Origin of the sequence: Paraniabella ginsengisoli (assembly GCF_022513635.1) — a bacterium.
GTDB lineage: Bacteria > Bacteroidota > Bacteroidia > Chitinophagales > Chitinophagaceae > Niabella > Niabella ginsengisoli.
The window spans coordinates 471,922-491,082 of record NZ_JAKWBL010000001.1; the positions used below are offsets into that span (position 1 = coordinate 471,922).

The window sequence follows — 19,161 nt, forward strand, 5'->3', positions numbered from 1 at the left end:
GTAAAATATGGTTGAATATTGTTTAATTGAGTTTTGTAATGCTTGAGATGTTAAGAAATATTTGATGAGTTATTCTTTAATTGTTTGTTTGAGTAACTCAAAACAAAGCGCATCAACTTTGTCGTTAATTCCTGATACGTTCGATAAAATAATGACCGCTGTTTTTTCATCAACACTTATTGCCATTGAAGACGAATAGCCGCCCGTTCCTCCATTATGACGAAAGATTTCTTTGTCATTATCAGATTTTAAAATATGCCAACCCAATCCCATTTTCATTTTATCATTTACTGTAAACGTTGGCTTTCTTGTTAACGCAAGTGCACTGTTTTTAGCGTTAAATTGTGCTTTTGCAAATGTTGCCAAATCTTCTGTTGTTGATAACACGCCGCCTGCTCCGAACAATACATCAAAATCCCAATTGGATACGACTTCGCCATTTTTATTCAATCCTTTAATAAGATTATCTTTTAGATTTTGAGAACTTGTGAATGAATTTTTCATTTTGTATTTATCGAAAACTTTCTTTTGTAATAAATCCTGAAAATTCATTTCTTGTGATAAGCCAAGCGTGTAGCCTAACAATCCCGCTCCTAAGTTTGAATAAGCGTATGTTGTTTGAGGTTTGCTTTCAATTTTTAAAGAATTAGTAAGATATAATTTAATCTCTTTTTTACCATAATCTTTATAAGGATTCATTGGATTTTTCGGCTTCAAATTATCTGGAAGACGAGGTAATCCTGAACTATGATTTGCTAAACTCTCAAAACTAATTTGGACATTATTTTTGAAAGTGAAAGGATAATAGGAATTGATATAATCTGTCAGTTTTATTTTTTCTCTTCTACCAAAGACGCCAAAATTGTTGATGTAAACACTTTGGTTATCGAGCCAATTTCAAAAACTTTAGTTTGATTATTGATGGATTTTATCGAGTCGTTTTCTTTTATTATGCTATAATAATTGGTTGCTCCATTTTCAATAATGGCTATAGAAAGTTGTGCTGTATTTGGAAGATTTTTTGATTGTGAAAAGATGATTTGAGAAATTTTCTTTGGATAATTAGTTAAAGTATTTACTGCCTCTGTCTCATTTTCATTCGGCTGTTCCGGTCTAACATAAAATCCGTTTATTTTGTTTTGAGCGTCAAGTGAAATGGCTACTTCATAGATATCCTTCTCAAATTTTGCTTTATAAGCAGCAAAAGTGACTTGTCGGTATTTAGTGAACATTTTGCTTTCTATCTTACCCGCTTTATTTTTTAAGTCTGTAAAATATTCTCTTGTTTTTACAAGTGGCAATGCTTCTTGCATTTCCTTTGAGAAACTGTTAAATATTTCATCATAATTTTCTTTGTTATAACCTTCCTGAAATTTGTTTATAGCAATTTTATAATTTTCAGTTTGAGCAAATAATAGATTTACTGCAAAGAAGGTAATCAAAAAGAAAAATATTTTTTTCATTCGTGAATTTTATTGTTTTTGTTAACCAATAATTACGCTTCGTCGTCGTTCCGATCCGCCAGTTGGCGGACTGATAGCCGCGAGTGGAGGAATCTCTCATATAACGTAGAGCTCCCTCGACTTCGTTTCACTTCGCTCGGGATGACGAATACCTATGCTGCCAATGACGATATGATTTGGCTGAAATGTTGACAAGTATTCAACGATTATTAAGCAACACTCAACAATCATCGCCACCTGTCAACGTTTCAACCTGTTAACTATATTCCCTTTAGGGATCTTAACTCAACTTCTTTCCCTCAATTCCCAAGCCTTTGGCGAAGTTGAGCAAATTGCTCAGAAATCCTTTGTCAGCGCCTGTTGCAGCCAATTGCATGCGAGCAATCAATGCAGCAATAGAAAGGTTTTTGATGTCTTCGCTGCGGATATCATATTTATCAGCCATGTTGCGGATTTTGCTTATCACATCTTCTTCCGATTCGTCGCCATTGCCCAAAAGGTTTTCTGAAAGTTGAGAAAGATGATGCGAGTTGTCGATCAATTTATCTAAACCTTTACCGTTTGAAATCTGTCGAACTACATTATCAAAAAAGTATTATCGCCACCTACAATATCAATTTTTGCATTTCTAAAAGCTTCGCTTAATACGCCAGCCTGCGCTTCGGCAATATCTTTCTGAATATGAATGCTTGCCAGTTCTACTTCTTTTTCTTTTTGTAAAGTAAGACGGAATTCTTCGTGGTCTTTACCAGCGTCATTCAGCATTTTAATTGCCTTAGATTTTTCTTCAATACCTTTTGCTTCGCCCACTATTTTTTCACGGATTACTTCTGCTTCGGCAAGACCTTCCTTACGTCTTGCTTCTGCTTTGGCTTCAATGCCCGTTGCTTCGGCAATCGCTGTTTTTGCAATCACTTCCGCATCAACAAAACCTTGTCTTTCCATTGCTTCGGCTTTTGCATGCATTACCTGTGCTTCCGATAAACCGATGGTGGCTTCTTCTTTCGCCTTGGCGTCAGCAATTGTTTTTCTTGCTTCCGCTTCTTTACCTGCCGCTTCTTTACGGGCATTGGCTTCTATCAATACTTTCTGAGCTTCGTGTGTTGCGGCTTTTTCCTGCGATTCGGCCTTCTTCACTTCTTCAATTAATTTTGCTTCTGCATCCTGACTGGCTTTAATGATCGCTGCTTCTTTCAAGCGATTGGCTTCTTTCAACACCTGAACATCTTTTATTTTTTCCTGTTCTTCAACTACTGTTTTTTCCAGCGCCACACGTTCGCGAATGGCATCCTGAATATTTTTCTTTTCAATTTCAAGTGCTTTATCTTTTTCAATTCCTGCCAAAGCCACTACACGCTCGCGTTCTGTGAGTTCAAGATATTTATCTTTCAACACACGTTCTGTTTCCACCGCTTCGGCACGCTCTTTATTTTTAGCAGCAATAATAACCTGGCGTAATTTATTTTCTTCCTGAATTTGTAATTGTTCTTCGGTTTGAATGCGTACTTTTTCAGAACGTAAGCGTTCTTGTTCTCTTACCAAATCAATCTCTGCCTGCTCGCGCGATTTAATATTTTCTACTTCCCTGCGCTGGGTTTCTTCTTTTTCTTTCAACTGGCGTTCTAATTCAAGAATCGCTTCCCGGGTTTCAACATCCTGTTTTTTAATGGTGCGTTCTTCATCTCTTCTTATAAGATTAGACTTGATGTTTTGAATGGCGGTAAGCTCGGTAATCTTTTTAATACCTTCTGCATCCAAAATATTTTCTTTATCCAATAATTCTACGCGGGTTTGTTCCAGATAATCGATAGCACAATCATCCAGCACATAACCGTTTAAGTCGGTACCAATAATATTAATGATCTCTTCTCTAAACTCGCGACGGGCTTCATACAATTCAATAAAATCAAATTTTTTACCAACGGTTTTTAATGCTTCCGAAAACTTAGATTCGAAAAGATCGGTTAATGTTTCGTGCGATGATGAGCGGTCGGTGCCAATGGTTTGAGCCACATTAATAATATCATCAACCGATTTATTAACGCGCACAAAAAAGGCCACTTTAATATCTGCACGCATATTGTCTTTACAAATTAGGCCTTCTCTGCCCAGCCGTTCAATGTCTAATTTCTTAACAGAAATATCCATTATTTCCTGCTTATGCAGAATGGGAATTACTAAGCCGGCATTGAAAAAAACCTTCACGCCTCCTTGCCCGGTTCGGATAAGCACTTTGCCCTGACTTACTTTTTTGTACATGGAAATAAGCCAGAAAATAAGCCCAATTACAACCAACACTAAAAAGCCTGCAGTAATATAAAACGAATAGTTCGCCATAGTTTAAGTTTTGATTTTTATAAGTTATAGGATTGTACTAAGTAAAATTTTTGATCGGGCGAGGCTTCAAGGATGATTACCTGCTCGCCGGCTTTGTATTCTTCTTCGGTCATAGATTTTGCATAAACCCTTATTACATCGCCTTGATGCTTGATTTCAATTTGACCGATCTTATCAGTTTTAACAGTTGCTACCACTGCGCCCACTTTTCCAATGAAATCAATACTCTCCTCGCCTTTGTGATTAAACATTCTGTATAATTTCAAAAAAGGAAGGGCTACAACTTTGGTAATTAAGAGCCCGATAATAAAGCCCGGTAGATACAATACAAAGCCAATCCAGCTATCTTCCCAGCTAAGCCATGATGTAACATTAATCAGAAAGAGCCACATGAAAATGCTTACCAGCGATAGAATAAAAAGAATAGGCAGTTCGCCGATATAAAAGAATTTCAAAATGCTGTCCCATACGCCGTCTCCACTATGTTGCGAATCAGGATGATGTGTGTCTGCATCTGCATCAACGTCAACATCTGCATCAGCTACTTCAATATCTAATCCTGTGAAAATGGTAATAACCCAATAGATTGCAAACAAAATGGCAAGCAGCGTTGGTACAAAATTTACTTTGGAAAAGGCCAGCTCAAAAAAATCCTGCATATATTAATAATTAAGATGGATTGGTGTTATCGTTTTCGACATTCGGTTCGGATTTGTTTTCAATCCCAAGCTGGTTTTTAAGTTTGGCCAGTTCATCTTCTGCCGAAAAATCGTCAATCAATTTATTCACTTTCTCTTCATGGCTTTCTTCCTGCTTATTCATTTCTCCGTAAGCCGTTGCCAATGCTTCTTCGTCCAGCACTTTATCTTTCATGCGCTCCAACATGTGGGCCACACTGTTCGAGTCCATTTTCATTAGTTGCTGATTAATTTTCTGTGTGGCATTGCTTACTTTTACTCTGGCGCGCAAAGTTTTCAATTCGCTTTCCCACTGGCCAATGCTTGATTTTATTTTGGTAACATTGCCTTCAAGCCCTGTAACCTGCGTCTGAAGCGCATTTGCCTCTTGTTCGGTTATTGAAATCTTTTTACTAATTGCTGCCTTTTTCCTCAGATTTTCTTTTACCAATGTGTCGGCTTCATTGCTTTCCATAGCGCCTTCCTGTGCTTTCTTCAGCAACAATATAGATTTATTATGAACGGCGCCTTCATCTTCTTTGTATTGCTTAAGTTCATTGCCGCGGCGTATATGCATTGCCTTTACTTCCGCTAATGCACGGTTAGCCTGGTCTAATTCTGTATGTAAATCTCTCAAGCCCTGCTCAATCATTTTAATGGGGTCTTCCAATTTGTCAATGGCAGAATGTGTTTCGGCCTGGCCAATTCTAAAAAGTCTTTTAAAGATATTCATGATGTTTAAATTAAGGTGTAAAAAGAAATTATTTATTTACTAAATCTCAAAATTTCGTTAGAGTATTCTGACAGTAATAGTGATAATGAATTAATGGTGGTTTCCAGTTCGCGCTTGTCGAGCGATTCTACCTGAAGTGTATTTCTAAAAATGACTTTTTCCCGGTTTCATCTAAAACAAAAGCGCCATGCACAATATCTCTGTTTTTAATCAGCAGTTCTTTGTAAACCAGATCGTCTGTACAATCGAACAGGTATTGTTCTACAATTAGTATTGGGTTTGCAACGCCCAGCACCATATTTCTTATTCCGTTTTCTTGCTTATCTATTACGATAATGCCATCAGCCATGTTTTCATATAAAATGTCGTAGTCAAGCGCTGCAACGTAGTTTTTCACTTTACTGAAAAAATTTTCCATTGTAGTGTTTCATTTAATGTGGTTTTGAAATGGTTTCTATAAACTCAAAACAAATATACAAAGCAATTTTAAATAATGCAAATAATATTAGCATTATTTTTTAAAATTGTCATTTTTATTTGCATTTTGGTTGCTTATATTTGTAACAAATTACGGAGTTATGTCGAATTTTGGTGTTAATATTAAAAAGATAAGAAATCTTAAAAACTATACGCAGCAAGACGTAGGCGATGTTCTGGGATTAACCAGGGCTGCGGTTAGCTCTTATGAAGAGGGTAGGGCAGAGCCTAAAATTGAAACTTTAGTAAGGTCTGCGCAGATATTCGGTGTAAGCATAGACGATCTAATAAATAAAAAATTAACTATAAATGAGTTAGTCAATTTTAAAGGCCCTGAATTGGCGATCGGCACACAAAAAATAGAATCAGCAAATCCAATGTTCCCTCCCGATGCAATTTGGATTAGCATTTCGAATGCTATTATTATTGACACTTCTTTGAATAATAATCAAATTGTATTAGCAAGACCAGATCAGATCCGATCCAATATACCACAGATTGTTGATTGTGAAGAAGGGGTATTTATAGCAACTTTAAAGAAAATTGAAAAGGGTGTCGTAGTTATGAAGGATCAAAAAATTTCTGAAAAGAATATTCATAAAGTTCAAACTATCTTGGGCTTTTATCAGTCTTTGGAGGATATATCCGGAAGCATGAATGTTGAACTCGCCGAGATTAAACTGCGTTTGTCTGCGCTTGAAAAGCATTTGCAATAAAAGTTTTTCGATAATTTATTCTCTCTAAAGCTCATATTTTGGATTGTATAATATGGAGTTTGCTTCTTGAAAAGCTCGTTAGTAGTTATTTTTGGCTACCACCTATATATTTTGTTCTTTTGCTACCTTGTTTAAACAATTTTACATACAATGATACAGGTAGGCGGTACAAAACTGTCTTTGAAAGAGTTCGAGGAAATTCTACTTTATAAAAAGCCGATTGCCATTAATCATGCTGCTGTTGAAAAGGTACAGGACTCCTTTGATTTTTTAAAACAGTTCTCTAACCATAAACTTATTTATGGAATTAACACCGGTTTTGGGCCAATGGCTCAATACAAAATCAGCGATGAAAATATCCTTCAGCTTCAATATAACCTAATCCGCAGTCACAGCAGTGGTGGCGGCGCAGTCTTAAATCCCTTGTTGGGAAGGGCTGTGATGATTGCCCGATTAAATAATCATTTGCAAGGTTATTCAGGTGTACATTTAGAATTAGTTGAACTGCTTACTGACATGATCAATGCCGATCTGGTTCCTTGTATTTATGAGCATGGTGGAGTGGGTGCAAGTGGCGATCTCGTACAGTTGGCGCATCTGGCGCTTGGCGTTATTGGCGAAGGAGAAGTATGGTATCAGGGGCAATTAATGCCTGCTGCTCAAGGTTTTGAGCTTGCAGGATTGAAGCCTTTGCAGGTACATATTCGCGAAGGGCTGTCACTAATAAATGGTACGTCAGCAATGACTGGCGTAGGGCTACTCAACATTATTCGTGCGCATAAACTACTCGATTGGTCTGTTATGCTTTCTGCTATCACTAACGAATTAATGGAAGTGTACGATGACCATTTTTCTCACGAACTCAATAGTGTAAAGCATCATAAAGGGCAAAATCACATTGCAGAATCGTTCCGAAATATTTTGCAGGACAGTAAAATGATTCGCAGTCGATCTGAACATTTATATAATCCTGAAAATATTCAGCACGATGTGTTTGAAGATAAGGTGCAGGAATATTATTCGCTTCGTTGTGTAACGCAGGTGCTTGGCCCTGTTTACGATACATTGATTCAGGCTGAAGAAACAGTTGTCAATGAACTGAATTCGGTAAATGACAACCCGGTTGTGGATGTCGCCAATCAAAATATATTTCATGGCGGTAATTTTCATGGCGATTATGTTTCATTCGAAATGGACAAGATAAAAATCGCCATTACCAAATTAAGTATGTTGAGCGAGCGCCAGTTAAATTATTTTTTAAACAGCAGGCTCAATCAAAAGTTTCCACCCTTTGTAAATTTGGGCGTGTTGGGATTAAATTTTGGGATGCAAGGTATTCAGTTTACGGCCACTTCTACAACTGCCGAAAACCAAACGCTTTCCTTTCCGATGTATGTGCACAGCATTCCCAACAACAACGACAATCAGGATATTGTGAGCATGGGTTTCAATGCGGCGCAATTAACCAAAAAGGTAATCGACAATACTTATGAGGTGGTTGCCATACAGGCTATGACTTTGTTGCAGGCGGTTGATTATCTGGAATGCCAGGAAAAAATGTCGCCCAAAACAAGAGCCGTTTACGATGCATTGCGAATTATCTTCCCAAAATTTGTAGAAGATGGGCCGTTGTATAAAAGTTTGGCAAAAGTGAGAACCTGGCTCGAAGCTAATGCGCCAGATACAGTGTTCGGATAAACCGGTTACCGGTTACTAGTTGCAGGTTCGTGACCTGAAACCTGAAACCAGCAACTTGAAATTTATAAAATTATGAACTGTGCTTTAGTAACAGGCGGCTCACGCGGAATAGGCAAAGCAATTTGTATCAAATTGGCTTCCATGGGCTATTATGTTTTAATAAACTACAAGGGCAATCAACAAAAAGCCGAAGAAACTTTAGCCGAAGTAAAAGCCGCCGGAAGTGATGGTGAATTATTACAGTTTGATGTGGTGAATAGGGAAGAAGTGCAATCTGTGCTAAATGGATGGATGGAAGCTAATGCAGACAAAACAATTGAAGTATTAGTTAACAACGCCGGCATAAAAGATGATGTGCTGTTGATGTGGATGAAAGATGAACAATGGGACAATGTGCTTGACACAAGCCTTGGTGGATTTTTTAACGTAACGCGTATTATTGTAAACAGCATGTTACGCCAGCGTTATGGCCGAATCGTAAATGTTGTATCATTAAGTGGGTTAAAAGGCCTTGCCGGACAAACCAATTATTCTGCAGCTAAAGGCGGTGTTATTGCAGCAACAAAAGCATTGGCGCAGGAAGCCGGTAAGAGAAACGTTACTGTTAATGCGGTTGCGCCAGGCTTTATCAAAACAGATATGACTGCCGAAATAGATGAGGGACAAATGAAACAACTAATTCCTGCAAACCGTTTTGGTACTCCTGAAGAAGTGGCGCATGCCGTTGGTTTTTTTGTAACAAAAGAGGCGGCTTATATCACAGGCCAGGTGCTTTCTGTAAATGGGGGTTTGTACACTTAGTCTTCCTATTGTTTAAACATCTCCAGTAGAATTTCAACTATTTCGTTTTGCGTGCTGTGCCTAAGTAAGGCTATTTTAGTTTTTAACCTGTTTTTATCTATTGTCCTGATTTGGTCTAACGCTACTTGTCCTTTTCTTTTAGCTACTATACAATTTACCCGCATTGGATAATTTTTAATAGTAGATGTAAGAGGTGCTACAATCACGGTATTTAAAACCCTGTTCATGTCATCTGGCGATATAATAACACATGGCCGTGTCTTGTTTATTTCACTACCCCTTGTTGGGTCGAGTTCAATAAAATACACTTGAAACCTTTTAATCACCACGTCCATTCATTTTTTTCAAAGTCATTATCAAAGTCGCCTAATAATAATTCATTCTCTTTTGATGCACCTGCATTAATAAGTTGTTGTTCCCATCCCTCTCTTGGCAGTTTTTCGACAGGTTTAAGAATAATAGTACTGTTTACTACTTCTATGTTTACTTCTTCTGTTATCGAGCACTGCTCCAGCAAGTTCTTTGAAAGAAGTATGCCGTTGGAGTTTCCTATTTTTCTTAATTTGACAATCATAGCACAAAGTTATTACATAATTATAACATGAGGAAGTCTAATTATTTTTGTAAGGTATAAAAATTGAAAGTCATAAGGGCTGATAAACTCGTTGCAAAATTATTTCCCACTCGCTATATTCCTACCATTTCATCAATGCGCTTGCCCATGTAAAACCGCTACCAAAAGCGGAAAGACAAACAAGGTCGCCTTCCTTAACTTTTCCAGCTTCCCAGGCTTCACATAATGCTAATGGAACTGATGCCGCAGTAGTGTTTCCATACTTTTGAATATTATTAAATACCTGGTTGTCTCTTAGATTTAATTTTTGTTGTACAAATTGGGCTATGCGAAGGTTTGCCTGATGTGGTACCAGCAATTTCAGATCTTCAGGTTTGTAGCCATTTTGATTCAGTGCTTCATAAATTACTTCAGGCATTTTAATAACAGCTCTTTTAAATACTGCCTGTCCGTCCATATACGGGAACAGGTCTTCTTTATCCAACAGTTCCTGAGTAATAAACATGTTTCCGTATGGTGCATCGGGTTGCGGTGGCTTCCATTTTGGGTTATGGACCCCAGCGTGAAATCCAGGATTCGGCATACTTAATATTTCGGCATCTGCTCCGTCGCTGTGTAGATGCGTGCTTAATATACCACGATCCTTTGTAGGCGATGGCTGTAAAACAACTGCGCCGGCACCATCGCCAAAAATTACCGATACGTTGCGCCCCCGCGTACTAAAATCAAGGGCATAAGAATGCACTTCGGCTCCAATTACCAGTACATTCTTATACATACCTGTTTTGATAAATTGATCACCGATACTTAATGCATATACAAAGCCACTGCATTGATTGCGAACATCGAGCGCACCAACTTCTTTCAGTCCAAGCATGCGTTGTATCAATACTCCGCAACCGGGAAAATAATAATCGGGACTTAGTGTAGCAAAAATCACAAAGTCAATGTCAGAAGCTGTAACATTTGCACGCGCCATTGCCACTTTCGCGGCATTTGCACCAATAGTTGCTGTAGTTTCTTCAAAGCGCGTTGCATAGCGTCGCTCGCGGATTCCCGTACGTTCTTGTATCCATGCATCACTGGTGTCCATTACTTTCGTAAGGTCTTCATTGGTTACTATATTTTCTGGAACATATTTTCCTATTCCGGCAATAATCGTAAAATTCATGCTAACAAGTGTTAATCTTAGCAAGATAATAAATACCGGCAATTTGAGCAGCTCGAAATGAAATTATTTCAATTAGATGTAAGGAGACATTAATGATGCTTTTGCAATCATCAACTTGTTACTTTTTCAACAACTTTTTTACATTTACTATGCCCAGGCCTTATCTCCTTTTTTATATGGATAAGCACCGTCGTAGCGGCCAGGTGTTTCAACATATCGCAATGCTTTAGTCATTCCTTCCTTGGATGAGAAATAGCCCCAAAGTGTAAGCTGGCGCATCATTGTGAAATAATGCGGCGGATATTTCTTTTTCAGATAAGCGGCACCAAAATTCTTTTTAGCAGCTTCTGCTCTAACCCATTCTTCCTGTTGTTTGTCAAATGCCTCTTTTTCTTTTTTATAAGAAGCAGTTGCTACATACGTGTTTGCTTCATTATGCAAAGCCGTTAAGAAATCAGCTTTTTCGGTGTTTGATAAATCAACAAAATCTTTTTATATTTTTCGTTACAAGATGCGTTGAGTTGTTTAATGCCATCTAAAAACACTTTCTGCTCTTCTTTATTATAACAATCGGTAACCATTGTGTTCATAAACTCGCCCACCAGCGCAACTTTTCCGCCGCCAGAGTCGGGCGTGGGTGGAATAATGGTTTCTGCAACTTCATCCAGCAAGGCAACATCTTTTGCTGCAAATAAGCTTTTATCGGCCGCTGCATTTTTACAACCCGATAAAAATACTTCTGCACCAATGATCGTTCCTCCTAATAAAACCGAAACTCTGGTTAAGGCTTCTCTTCTGTTCATGATTTTTTATTTTGAGATGACATATGATAGTTGACGGATGGCAGACTTAATAATATCAAAACTGAAAAAATATTGCTACGCTTAGTTTTTGTTGACTTATGTACTGTAGTTGAAGAGTGCGACCCTTCGACAAGCTCAGGATAAACTGCCACGATTCTGTGCCTCATCCGTCCGCCGGTTGGCGGACACCTTCTTCTGAAGGAGAAGGGGAGCGGAAATGGAGTTTAATTATAATCGGGACGATGAACCGAGCGTGGCAAAATCGATGATAGTAGCACTCAGCTGGGTTCATAAAAATACTGTCAACTGTCATCTCTCAACTAAATTTATAAATTACCTTTTTTTAATTCGTTTACTGCGTGATCAACCGCACGTGCGGTGAAAGCCATGTAAGTTAAAGATGGATTTACGCATCCGGCCGAAGTCATAAATGAGCCGTCTGTTACAAATACATTTGGCGCATCCCATACCTGATTGTGTTTATTTAATACCGAGGTTTTAGGATCGTGTCCCATGCGTGCTGTACCCATTTCATGTATGCCTTGTCCCATAACGCCATCGCGGTCGAAGCCGTACACCTCTTTTACACCGGCTTTTTCCAGCATTTCTTTTCCGTCTTCTATAATTTCTTTGCGCATCTTTAGTTCATTGTCTTTTAACTCGGCATCTATCGACAAAATATTCAAGCCCCATTTGTCTTTTTTGTTTTTGTCAAGACCAACTATGTTTTCATAATAGGGCAATACTTCGCCAAAGCCGCCCAACCACCAGTTCCAGGTTCCGGCTTCGGTAAGGGATTCTTTCAGCTGTACGCCAACTGCTATTTCTTCAGCAGCGGCTGTGCCTCTTCCTCTGCCTGCTCCTCCCTGATAGCCATATCCGCGTAGGTAATCTCTTTTTCGTTGCCCAGGTTTCTAAAACGAGGAACATAAATGCCGGTTGGCCGCCGACCATAAGTGTACATATCATCATATCCTTCCGAACGCCCACCAGCACCCGATCCTAAATGATGATCCATTAAATAATGTCCCAAAGCGCCGCTGCTGCTGCCCAGGCCATCGGGCCAAATATCTGTAGCCGAGTTAAGCAGTACCCATGTACTGTTTAAGGTAGAAGCGTTAAGAAAAACAATTTTGGCTTTGTATTGATATGTTTTATTGGTCTCTGCATCTAACACTTCTACGCCTGTAGCTCGTTTTTTATTTTTGTCGTATAAAATTTTTGTAACAATACTCATGGGCGCAGCGTTAAATTACCGGTTTTTACGGCTGCAGGTAGTGTAGAGGATTGCGTACTAAAATAACCACCGTAAGGACAACCTAATTCGCACTTAGCCCGATACTGACATTTGGTTCGCCCCGGTAAAGATTCTGTAATATGCGCACATCTCCCTATAATCATACGGCGTGTGTCGTTATATTCTTTTTTAATACGAGCCGCCACATCTTTCTCTACAATATTCATTTCCATAGGAGGTTGAAACTGGCCATCGGGAAGCTGGGGAAGGTTTTCGATACTACCGCTAACACCTATAAACTTTTCAACATAATCGTACCACGATGCAATTTCTTTGTATCGAAGTGGCCAGTCAATACCACTTCCATCTTTTGCATTGGCTTCAAAGTCAAGATCGCTCCATCGGTAAGTTTGCCTTCCCCATAACAAAGAGCGTCCGCCTACAACGTAGCCGCGAAACCAGTTGAACTGCTTTACTTCGGCATACGGCGCTTCTACATCGTTGGCCCACCAATCTAAATTTTTTCATTAGGGCCAAATCCTCTGATGCGGTTAACTTGTAATTCTTTTTGTACTAAACTAAGGCTTCCGTGGTGTTCAAATTCCCACGGCCCTTTTGCGGCACTCGTATAGTCTTTGATGTGTTCTACATTTTTGCCGCGTTCCAGCATTAATGTTTTTAATCCTTTTTCGCAGAGTTCTTTTGCGGCCCATCCGCCGCTGATACCAGAGCCGATTACAATGGCATCATAGGTTTGTTCTGACATGTATCAATCGTTTAAAAATACTTAAGCAAATAGTAAATAAAAAGCACCCTTTTTTGTGAGGGAAAAATTTATTGATGTCAAATGTAATGTATTTTATCAAATTGTAATCGGTTTCAATTTTTTAATCGCGACAAATTATAAACTAATAAAATCTCTGCCACGAATGCACAAATATGCGTCAGAGATTTATTTGTGTCATTCTTTTATGATCAAACCATCCATTTTTTTAACATAAGAATCGTTTCTCACAGAAAACACGGACAAACACAGAAGCCTCACTTTGGGTGTGTTTCTGTGCGATCTGTGAGAGCGATCAATCGCAAAAAAGTACTCAACAATTCTTATAGTTGGCTGTTGTAATTTGGCATACGCAATTTGATTATGGCTTTAACTTTATCTGAACCGAAGATCCGCTCGTTTAAAAACGTAAAACAATTACCCGAAGAAAATAAAAAAATCGCTACCTGGCTGGCGTTCTTGTTGATCCCGCTTTCCGGGCTGATCACGGATATTTACATTCCGTCAATGCCACACATGGCTCAGGATCTGCATCAGCCGGAGCACAACATACAACTCACCCTTACTTTATTTTTAATAAGTTATGGGGCATCGCAATTTATTACAGGAAGCCTTATCGATAGTTTTGGACGTTTCCGCCTCACCTTATTTTCTTTAGCAGTTTTTATAGCCAGCAACTTTGTTATTGTTTCTACAAGGCAAATAGAAATGATTTACGCCATGCGTATAGTTCAAGGTATCACAACAGGCTTTATTGTGGTATCGAAGCGCGCTTTTTTGTAGATGTTTATGAAGGCGAAAAGCGCAAACATTATTTGAGCATCATGTCAATAGTTTGGTCTTCTGCACCGGTTATTGCACCATTTATAGGCGGTTATCTGGAAAAATTTTTTAGCTGGCAGGCCAATTTCTATTTATTAGCTATTTATGCTTTCGTTATGCTTATTCTGGAATGGATATTTTCCGGAGAAACCGTGCAATCATGGCGCCAGTTTAAATCGAAGCAGGTATTAAAAGATTACAGATCGATGCTGCGTGATAAAGGCTTTGCCTGGGGAATTATAATCTGCGGCCTGGCGTATGGTTCAACAATGATATTTAGCCTGGCAGGTGCATTCATTATAGAACACCAACTTGGTTTTTCAGCTGTAGTTGCAGGCTATGCTTCGCTTTTAATGGGTTTGGCATGGATGGCAGGCGGTTTTATTGGAAAGGCAATGATCGGTAAGCCGTTCTTATTAAAATTAAGATGGAGCAATGCATTGCAACTGATATTTACAATCGCAATGATTGGAATGGCCGCTTTTATGTATAATATTTACACCTTATTATTATTTGCTTTTCTCATCCATATTTGCGTAGGCTTCATGTTCAACAATTATTTTGCCTACTGTCTGGGGCATTTCCCAGCGATGGCAGGTTTGGCCAGCGGCCTTACCGGAGGTGGGGTATATATTGTTACTTCTTTTACAAGTTATAGCGTGGTAGGTTTATTACAACCACAAAATCAGCAACAGATGGGATACGGCTATATTGTAATGGCCGTTGCAATTTTCGTTATTCTACATTTTTTATTAAAGAAAGTAAACAGTAATTGATCGCTATCATTCAGGTAATAAAAGGTCATACGTTTTTCCCGCTCTTACCTGTAATGTATTACTTCTCAACCAGGGGTTTAATGTTTTAAGCACTTTGAAACTGGTGCCATTACTTTTTGCAAATGATACCAGGTTAGGTATGGTCTGTGTAACAGTTATGTTTTTTGTTTTGAGAGATGTATAACGATAACTATCTGCTACATCATAGCCCAGCGATTCTGCATTGGCAAGCAAATGTTTAAAAGTGAGAATTCTAAAAATGTATCTATTGGTTTCTTCCGGCAAAACCAGGTCGTAATAATTCTTACTACCTTGTTGCGTTACGCGTTGATTGTAACCACCCATTCCACAATTATAAGATGCGGCTGCCGCTGTCCAGCTACCAAAGCGGTTATAAGCCTGTTTTAAATATTTGCAAGCCGCTTCTGTTGATTTTATTACATGATAGCGTTCGTCAACTGAACCCGAAACTTCCAGGTTATAGCCTGGGGCAGTGCCTGCCATAAATTGCCAGAAACCTGTTGCTCCCACTTTAGATATAAGATTTTGAAGATTGCTTTCCGCAACGCATAAATATTTAAAATCATCAGGCACATTATTGGCCTGTAAAACAGCTTCAATTTGTGGGAAAAAGCGTTCAGCGAGTTTGATGATATATACTACATTTTGCGGCTGAAAATAATTGTATGTTAGCTCCCGGTCCAATTGCTCATTTATTTCCCGTCGTTCTAACGGAACTGTTTCACCGGCAAAACTCATGGAGTCGGGTAGCGCCGGCGCTTTATACAAACCAGGAACTGCTATTTTTTCTACAGCTGGTTGTTCTTTAAATCCGAACAGGCTCATAGCTGTAAAGCAAACTCCTATACCTGCGAAAAATAAAAGGCCCCCAAAAGTTATCTTTTTCATGTGTATATTTTTTAGCTGCAGCTGCACTGCTTTTTTATTTTATTGAAGAACATTCTAAAGATACAATTACAAAAATTGTGTTACTGCAATGTTATTTTAAAATCTTAACCTGTTACTGTTGTATGTATTCTAAATATTACATAATTTCACCTCCTAAAGTGCAATTTATGAACGAAAATGTAATTGTTGTTTCCGAAGCTAACGATGTGGAGCGTGCCGTGTTCTATAAAAAAACCTATATCCACGTAGCCATTGCCATTTTATCTTTTATGGTTGTAGAAGGGTTTTTGCTAAGAGCCGTTCCTGTAGAACTTATACAGCAAATGATGGGTGGCAAATTCATCTGGCTGTTCATTATCGGTTTATTTTGGCTGGGAAGTATAGTAGCCAATAAGTTTGCTTTCTCTTTAAGCAAAAATATGCAGTATGTTGGGCTTGGTATTTATGTGCTTATTGAAGCCATTATTTTCCTGCCCGTTCTTTATATTGCTTTGGTAATGAGCGATGGCGCAGCTGTTGTTCAGCAAGCTGCAATCATTACTTTGTTTATGTTTGGCGGACTTACAGCAGTAGTGTTTCTAACTAAAAAAGACTTTTCCTTTTTAAGAACAGCTATTGTAGTGGGTGGTTTTGTGGCATTAGGATTAATTGTAGCCGGTGCCATATTCGGTTTCAATCTCGGTTTATGGTTTTCAGTAGCCATGGTGGCGTTGGCATCAGCAAGTATTTTATATCAAACAAGTCAGATAAAAGATAAATACCACACCGGCCAATATGTAGGCGCGGCATTGCAGTTGTTTGCTTCGGTAATGTTGTTGTTTTGGTATATTTTAAGAATTTTAATGAGCCGCAGATAAAATATACTGTCATATATTATTATCCTCTGTAATTAATTTTACCGGGGATTTTTATTGTCCCGGCTGAAGAATATATGGCATCTTCGTTGCGTCGCGCTCTTCTGCTATAGAATATAAATCAACCTATTTAAACGACGAACAATACAAAAAACAAACGCGCCGCTTTGGTTTCGTCCAGCGTTATTGAGTGTCTTCACTCACCAATATACTGAAATAATATAATCATAATTTCTCCAATATAGGATAAGCTGAATAAAAGCCGTACCTTTGCGCTCTTTTTAAAGAGTTCTGGTTAACAGGTTTCGGGGTTTTAATGCTAAAAATTATGTTTAAAGCCTTCAAAATAAAACCCTTGTAAACCTATCAACTTGTAAACTTATCAACTTCATTCAACATGAATTTACGCAACATCGCCATCATAGCACACGTTGACCACGGTAAAACAACCCTGGTTGACAAAATTTTACACGCCACTAAAGTGTTTCGCGACAACCAGGATACAGGTGATCTGATCATGGATAGTAACGATTTAGAGCGTGAGCGCGGTATTACTATTTTTAGTAAAAACGCAGCGGTTACTTATAAAGACATGAAGATCAATGTAATTGATACTCCAGGTCACGCCGATTTTGGTGGTGAGGTAGAACGCGTATTGAAAATGGCCGATGGTGTTATTCTTTTGGTGGATGCTTTTGAAGGTCCTATGCCGCAAACACGATTCGTATTGCAAAAGGCTTTGGCTTTAGGTTTAAAGCCAATTGTTGTTATCAATAAAGTAGATAAACCCAATTGCCGTCCGGATGAAGTACATGATGCGGTGTTTGACCTGTTTTTCCATCTAGATGCAACAGAAGAACAATTGGATTTCCCAACATATTATGGTTCAGGAAAAAATGGCTGGTTCAACGATTCTTTAACCGAAATCGACAATATTAATCCTTTGCTGGACGGTATCATCAAATATGTACCACCGCCACATATTCACCACGGAACGCTGCAAATGCAGATTACTTCTTTAGATTATTCTTCTTTCCTTGGGCGTATTGCTATTGGTAAAGTGGCTCGCGGGTCTATTAAAGAAAGCCAGCAGGTTGCCTTGGTTCAGGCCGATGGCGCTGTTAAAAAAATTCGTGTAAAAGAATTGTATGTGTTTGAAGGCATGGGTAAGAAGAAAGTAGCTGAAGTTCATGCTGGCGATCTTTGCGCTGTTGTAGGTATCGAAGATTTTAATATTGGAGATACCATTGCCGATGTTGAAAATCCCGAAGCATTACCCGTGATAAGCGTGGATGAACCAACCATGAACATGCTTTTTGGTATCAACAATTCCCCATTTTATGGAAAAGACGGGAAATTTGTTACCAGTCGCCATTTGCGCGATCGCTTAATGAAAGAAACCGAAAAAACCTGGCTTTGCGTGTTGAAGAAAGCGAAGGCGGAGAAAGTTTCTTAGTATATGGCCGTGGTATCCTGCATTTAGGAGTGCTGATCGAAACTATGCGTCGCGAAGGGTATGAATTAACTGTAGGCCAGCCGCAGGTTTTAGTAAAAACAATTGATGGCAAAAAATACGAACCTTATGAAACTTTAGTAGTAGACGTTCCGGAAGAGTTTGCCAGCAAAGTAATTGATTTGGTTACCCGTCGTAAAGGCGAAATGCTGATTATGGAAACCAAAGGTGAAATGCAACATTTGGAGTTTGATATTCCTTCACGCGGATTGATTGGTTTACGTACCCAAATGCTTACCGCAACTACCGGAGAAGCAGTAATGGCGCACCGTTTTAACGATTACCAGCCTTGGAAAGGCGTAATCCCCGGAAGAAACAATGGCGTATTGATTTCAAAAAGTCAAGGCAAAACAACAGGATATTCTATTGATAAATTACAGGATCGTGGTACTTTCTTTGTTGATCCGGGAGAAGAAGTTTATGCAGGACAAATTCTTGCCGAAAACATCAAGCCTGGAGATTTAATAGTTAATGCTATCGAGGAAAAGAAATTAACCAACCACCGCGCTAGCGGAAGCGATGATGCTACGCGCATTGCTCCAAAGACATTATTGACGCTGGAAGAGTGTATGGAATATATTCAGCAAGATGAGTGTATTGAAGTAACTCCTAATTTTATCCGTATGCGTAAAGTTATATTGGATGAAACAGAAAGAAATCGTCAGGCAAAAAAATGGCTACTGAAGCGTAATTTCCTGATTTGTAAATAATTGTAAAATCCTGATAGCAATATCGGGATTTTTTTGTATTCAAGAAATGTAAATTGCGTCAGCTTGTTGACTGAATTAATGTAAATTACGTCAGTTTATTGACGGA

General features: G+C 38.7%; 18 protein-coding genes and 3 pseudogenes. 8 read left to right on the forward strand and 13 right to left on the reverse strand.

Going from position 1 to position 19,161, the window contains the following annotated elements; all coding sequences use genetic code 11:
- Positions 1-69: 69 nt before the first annotated feature.
- The 7 genes and pseudogenes from MKP09_RS02660 to MKP09_RS02690 all read right to left on the reverse strand — a co-directional run bounded on the left by MKP09_RS02660 (position 70) and on the right by MKP09_RS02690 (position 5,628).
- Entirely contained in the window at positions 70-870 is an 801-nt protein-coding gene (locus tag MKP09_RS02660; protein WP_317235233.1) for a serine hydrolase domain-containing protein, read from the reverse strand.
- Positions 831-1,463 (reverse strand): class A beta-lactamase-related serine hydrolase, encoded by a 633-nt coding sequence (locus MKP09_RS02665; RefSeq protein ID WP_240826309.1) that lies wholly within the window; start codon positions 1,461-1,463, stop codon positions 831-833. Before MKP09_RS02665 ends, MKP09_RS02660 begins: the two co-directional genes overlap by 40 nt.
- 280 nt (positions 1,464-1,743) lie before the next feature.
- Positions 1,744-2,004, reverse strand: coding sequence for a hypothetical protein (locus tag MKP09_RS02670; RefSeq protein WP_240826310.1), 261 nt, complete (start codon positions 2,002-2,004; stop codon positions 1,744-1,746).
- A 35-nt stretch (positions 2,005-2,039) separates the two neighbouring features.
- Positions 2,040-3,800 (reverse strand): flotillin family protein, encoded by a 1,761-nt coding sequence (locus MKP09_RS02675; RefSeq protein ID WP_240826311.1) that lies wholly within the window; start codon positions 3,798-3,800, stop codon positions 2,040-2,042.
- Between the two features lie 17 nt (positions 3,801-3,817).
- A complete protein-coding gene (locus MKP09_RS02680; RefSeq protein ID WP_240826312.1) occupies positions 3,818-4,459 on the reverse strand; it encodes an OB-fold-containig protein in 642 nt (213 codons plus the stop codon).
- Between the two features lie 10 nt (positions 4,460-4,469).
- Positions 4,470-5,210 (reverse strand): PspA/IM30 family protein, encoded by a 741-nt coding sequence (locus MKP09_RS02685; RefSeq protein ID WP_240826313.1) that lies wholly within the window; start codon positions 5,208-5,210, stop codon positions 4,470-4,472.
- 32 nt (positions 5,211-5,242) lie between these two features.
- Positions 5,243-5,628: pseudogene (locus MKP09_RS02690) on the reverse strand (hypothetical protein).
- Between the two features lie 106 nt (positions 5,629-5,734).
- Between MKP09_RS02690 and MKP09_RS02695 the strand changes: the two are divergent.
- The 3 genes from MKP09_RS02695 to flxB all read left to right on the forward strand — a co-directional run bounded on the left by MKP09_RS02695 (position 5,735) and on the right by flxB (position 8,902).
- Positions 5,735-6,403 (forward strand): helix-turn-helix domain-containing protein, encoded by a 669-nt coding sequence (locus MKP09_RS02695; RefSeq protein ID WP_240826315.1) that lies wholly within the window; start codon positions 5,735-5,737, stop codon positions 6,401-6,403.
- A gap of 150 nt (positions 6,404-6,553) precedes the next feature.
- Complete coding sequence (gene flxA / locus MKP09_RS02700; RefSeq protein ID WP_240826316.1) at positions 6,554-8,101, forward strand: flexirubin biosynthesis tyrosine ammonia-lyase FlxA; 1,548 nt, start codon at positions 6,554-6,556, stop codon at positions 8,099-8,101.
- Between the two features lie 72 nt (positions 8,102-8,173).
- Positions 8,174-8,902: a flexirubin biosynthesis SDR family reductase FlxB gene (gene flxB, locus MKP09_RS02705; RefSeq protein WP_240826317.1), complete on the forward strand. Its 729-nt coding sequence runs from the start codon at positions 8,174-8,176 to the stop codon at positions 8,900-8,902.
- Between the two features lie 5 nt (positions 8,903-8,907).
- On the opposite strand, the gene MKP09_RS02710 is transcribed toward flxB, so the two are convergent.
- The 5 genes and pseudogenes from MKP09_RS02710 to MKP09_RS02730 all read right to left on the reverse strand — a co-directional run bounded on the left by MKP09_RS02710 (position 8,908) and on the right by MKP09_RS02730 (position 13,453).
- Entirely contained in the window at positions 8,908-9,210 is a 303-nt protein-coding gene (locus tag MKP09_RS02710) for a type II toxin-antitoxin system PemK/MazF family toxin (protein WP_240826318.1), read from the reverse strand.
- A gap of 14 nt (positions 9,211-9,224) precedes the next feature.
- Positions 9,225-9,476 carry an AbrB/MazE/SpoVT family DNA-binding domain-containing protein gene (locus MKP09_RS02715; RefSeq protein ID WP_240826319.1) on the reverse strand — a complete coding sequence of 84 codons (252 nt, stop codon included), beginning with the start codon at positions 9,474-9,476 and terminating at the stop codon, positions 9,225-9,227.
- A 121-nt stretch (positions 9,477-9,597) separates the two neighbouring features.
- Positions 9,598-10,647, reverse strand: a complete 1,050-nt coding sequence (locus MKP09_RS02720; RefSeq protein WP_240826320.1) for a 3-oxoacyl-ACP synthase III family protein — start codon at positions 10,645-10,647, stop codon at positions 9,598-9,600.
- A gap of 147 nt (positions 10,648-10,794) precedes the next feature.
- A pseudogene (locus MKP09_RS27820) lies at positions 10,795-11,450 on the reverse strand (gluconate 2-dehydrogenase subunit 3 family protein).
- Between the two features lie 326 nt (positions 11,451-11,776).
- A pseudogene (locus tag MKP09_RS02730) lies at positions 11,777-13,453 on the reverse strand (GMC oxidoreductase).
- A 381-nt stretch (positions 13,454-13,834) separates the two neighbouring features.
- On the opposite strand from MKP09_RS02730, the gene MKP09_RS25255 reads away from it, so the two are divergent.
- Complete coding sequence (locus tag MKP09_RS25255) at positions 13,835-14,254, forward strand: MFS transporter (RefSeq protein ID WP_262915083.1); 420 nt, start codon at positions 13,835-13,837, stop codon at positions 14,252-14,254.
- 41 nt (positions 14,255-14,295) lie between these two features.
- Positions 14,296-15,069: an MFS transporter gene (locus tag MKP09_RS02735; protein ID WP_262915084.1), complete on the forward strand. Its 774-nt coding sequence runs from the start codon at positions 14,296-14,298 to the stop codon at positions 15,067-15,069.
- Positions 15,070-15,075: 6 nt separating this feature from the next.
- Here the strand turns inward: MKP09_RS02735 and MKP09_RS02740 are convergent, their stop codons facing one another.
- Positions 15,076-15,978, reverse strand: a complete 903-nt coding sequence (locus MKP09_RS02740) for a lytic transglycosylase domain-containing protein (RefSeq protein ID WP_240826321.1) — start codon at positions 15,976-15,978, stop codon at positions 15,076-15,078.
- 167 nt (positions 15,979-16,145) lie between these two features.
- Here MKP09_RS02740 and MKP09_RS02745 point away from each other — a divergent pair, with 167 nt between their 5' ends.
- The 3 genes from MKP09_RS02745 (at position 16,146) to MKP09_RS28560 (ending at position 19,055) form a co-directional block, all read left to right on the forward strand.
- Complete coding sequence (locus MKP09_RS02745; RefSeq protein ID WP_240826322.1) at positions 16,146-16,835, forward strand: Bax inhibitor-1/YccA family protein; 690 nt, start codon at positions 16,146-16,148, stop codon at positions 16,833-16,835.
- Between the two features lie 394 nt (positions 16,836-17,229).
- A complete protein-coding gene (locus MKP09_RS28555; RefSeq protein WP_317235172.1) occupies positions 17,230-18,288 on the forward strand; it encodes a GTP-binding protein in 1,059 nt (352 codons plus the stop codon).
- Complete coding sequence (locus MKP09_RS28560) at positions 18,249-19,055, forward strand: large ribosomal subunit assembly factor BipA (RefSeq protein WP_317235173.1); 807 nt, start codon at positions 18,249-18,251, stop codon at positions 19,053-19,055. The genes MKP09_RS28555 and MKP09_RS28560 overlap by 40 nt, the downstream gene beginning before the upstream one ends.
- The last annotated feature ends 106 nt before the right edge of the window (positions 19,056-19,161 follow it).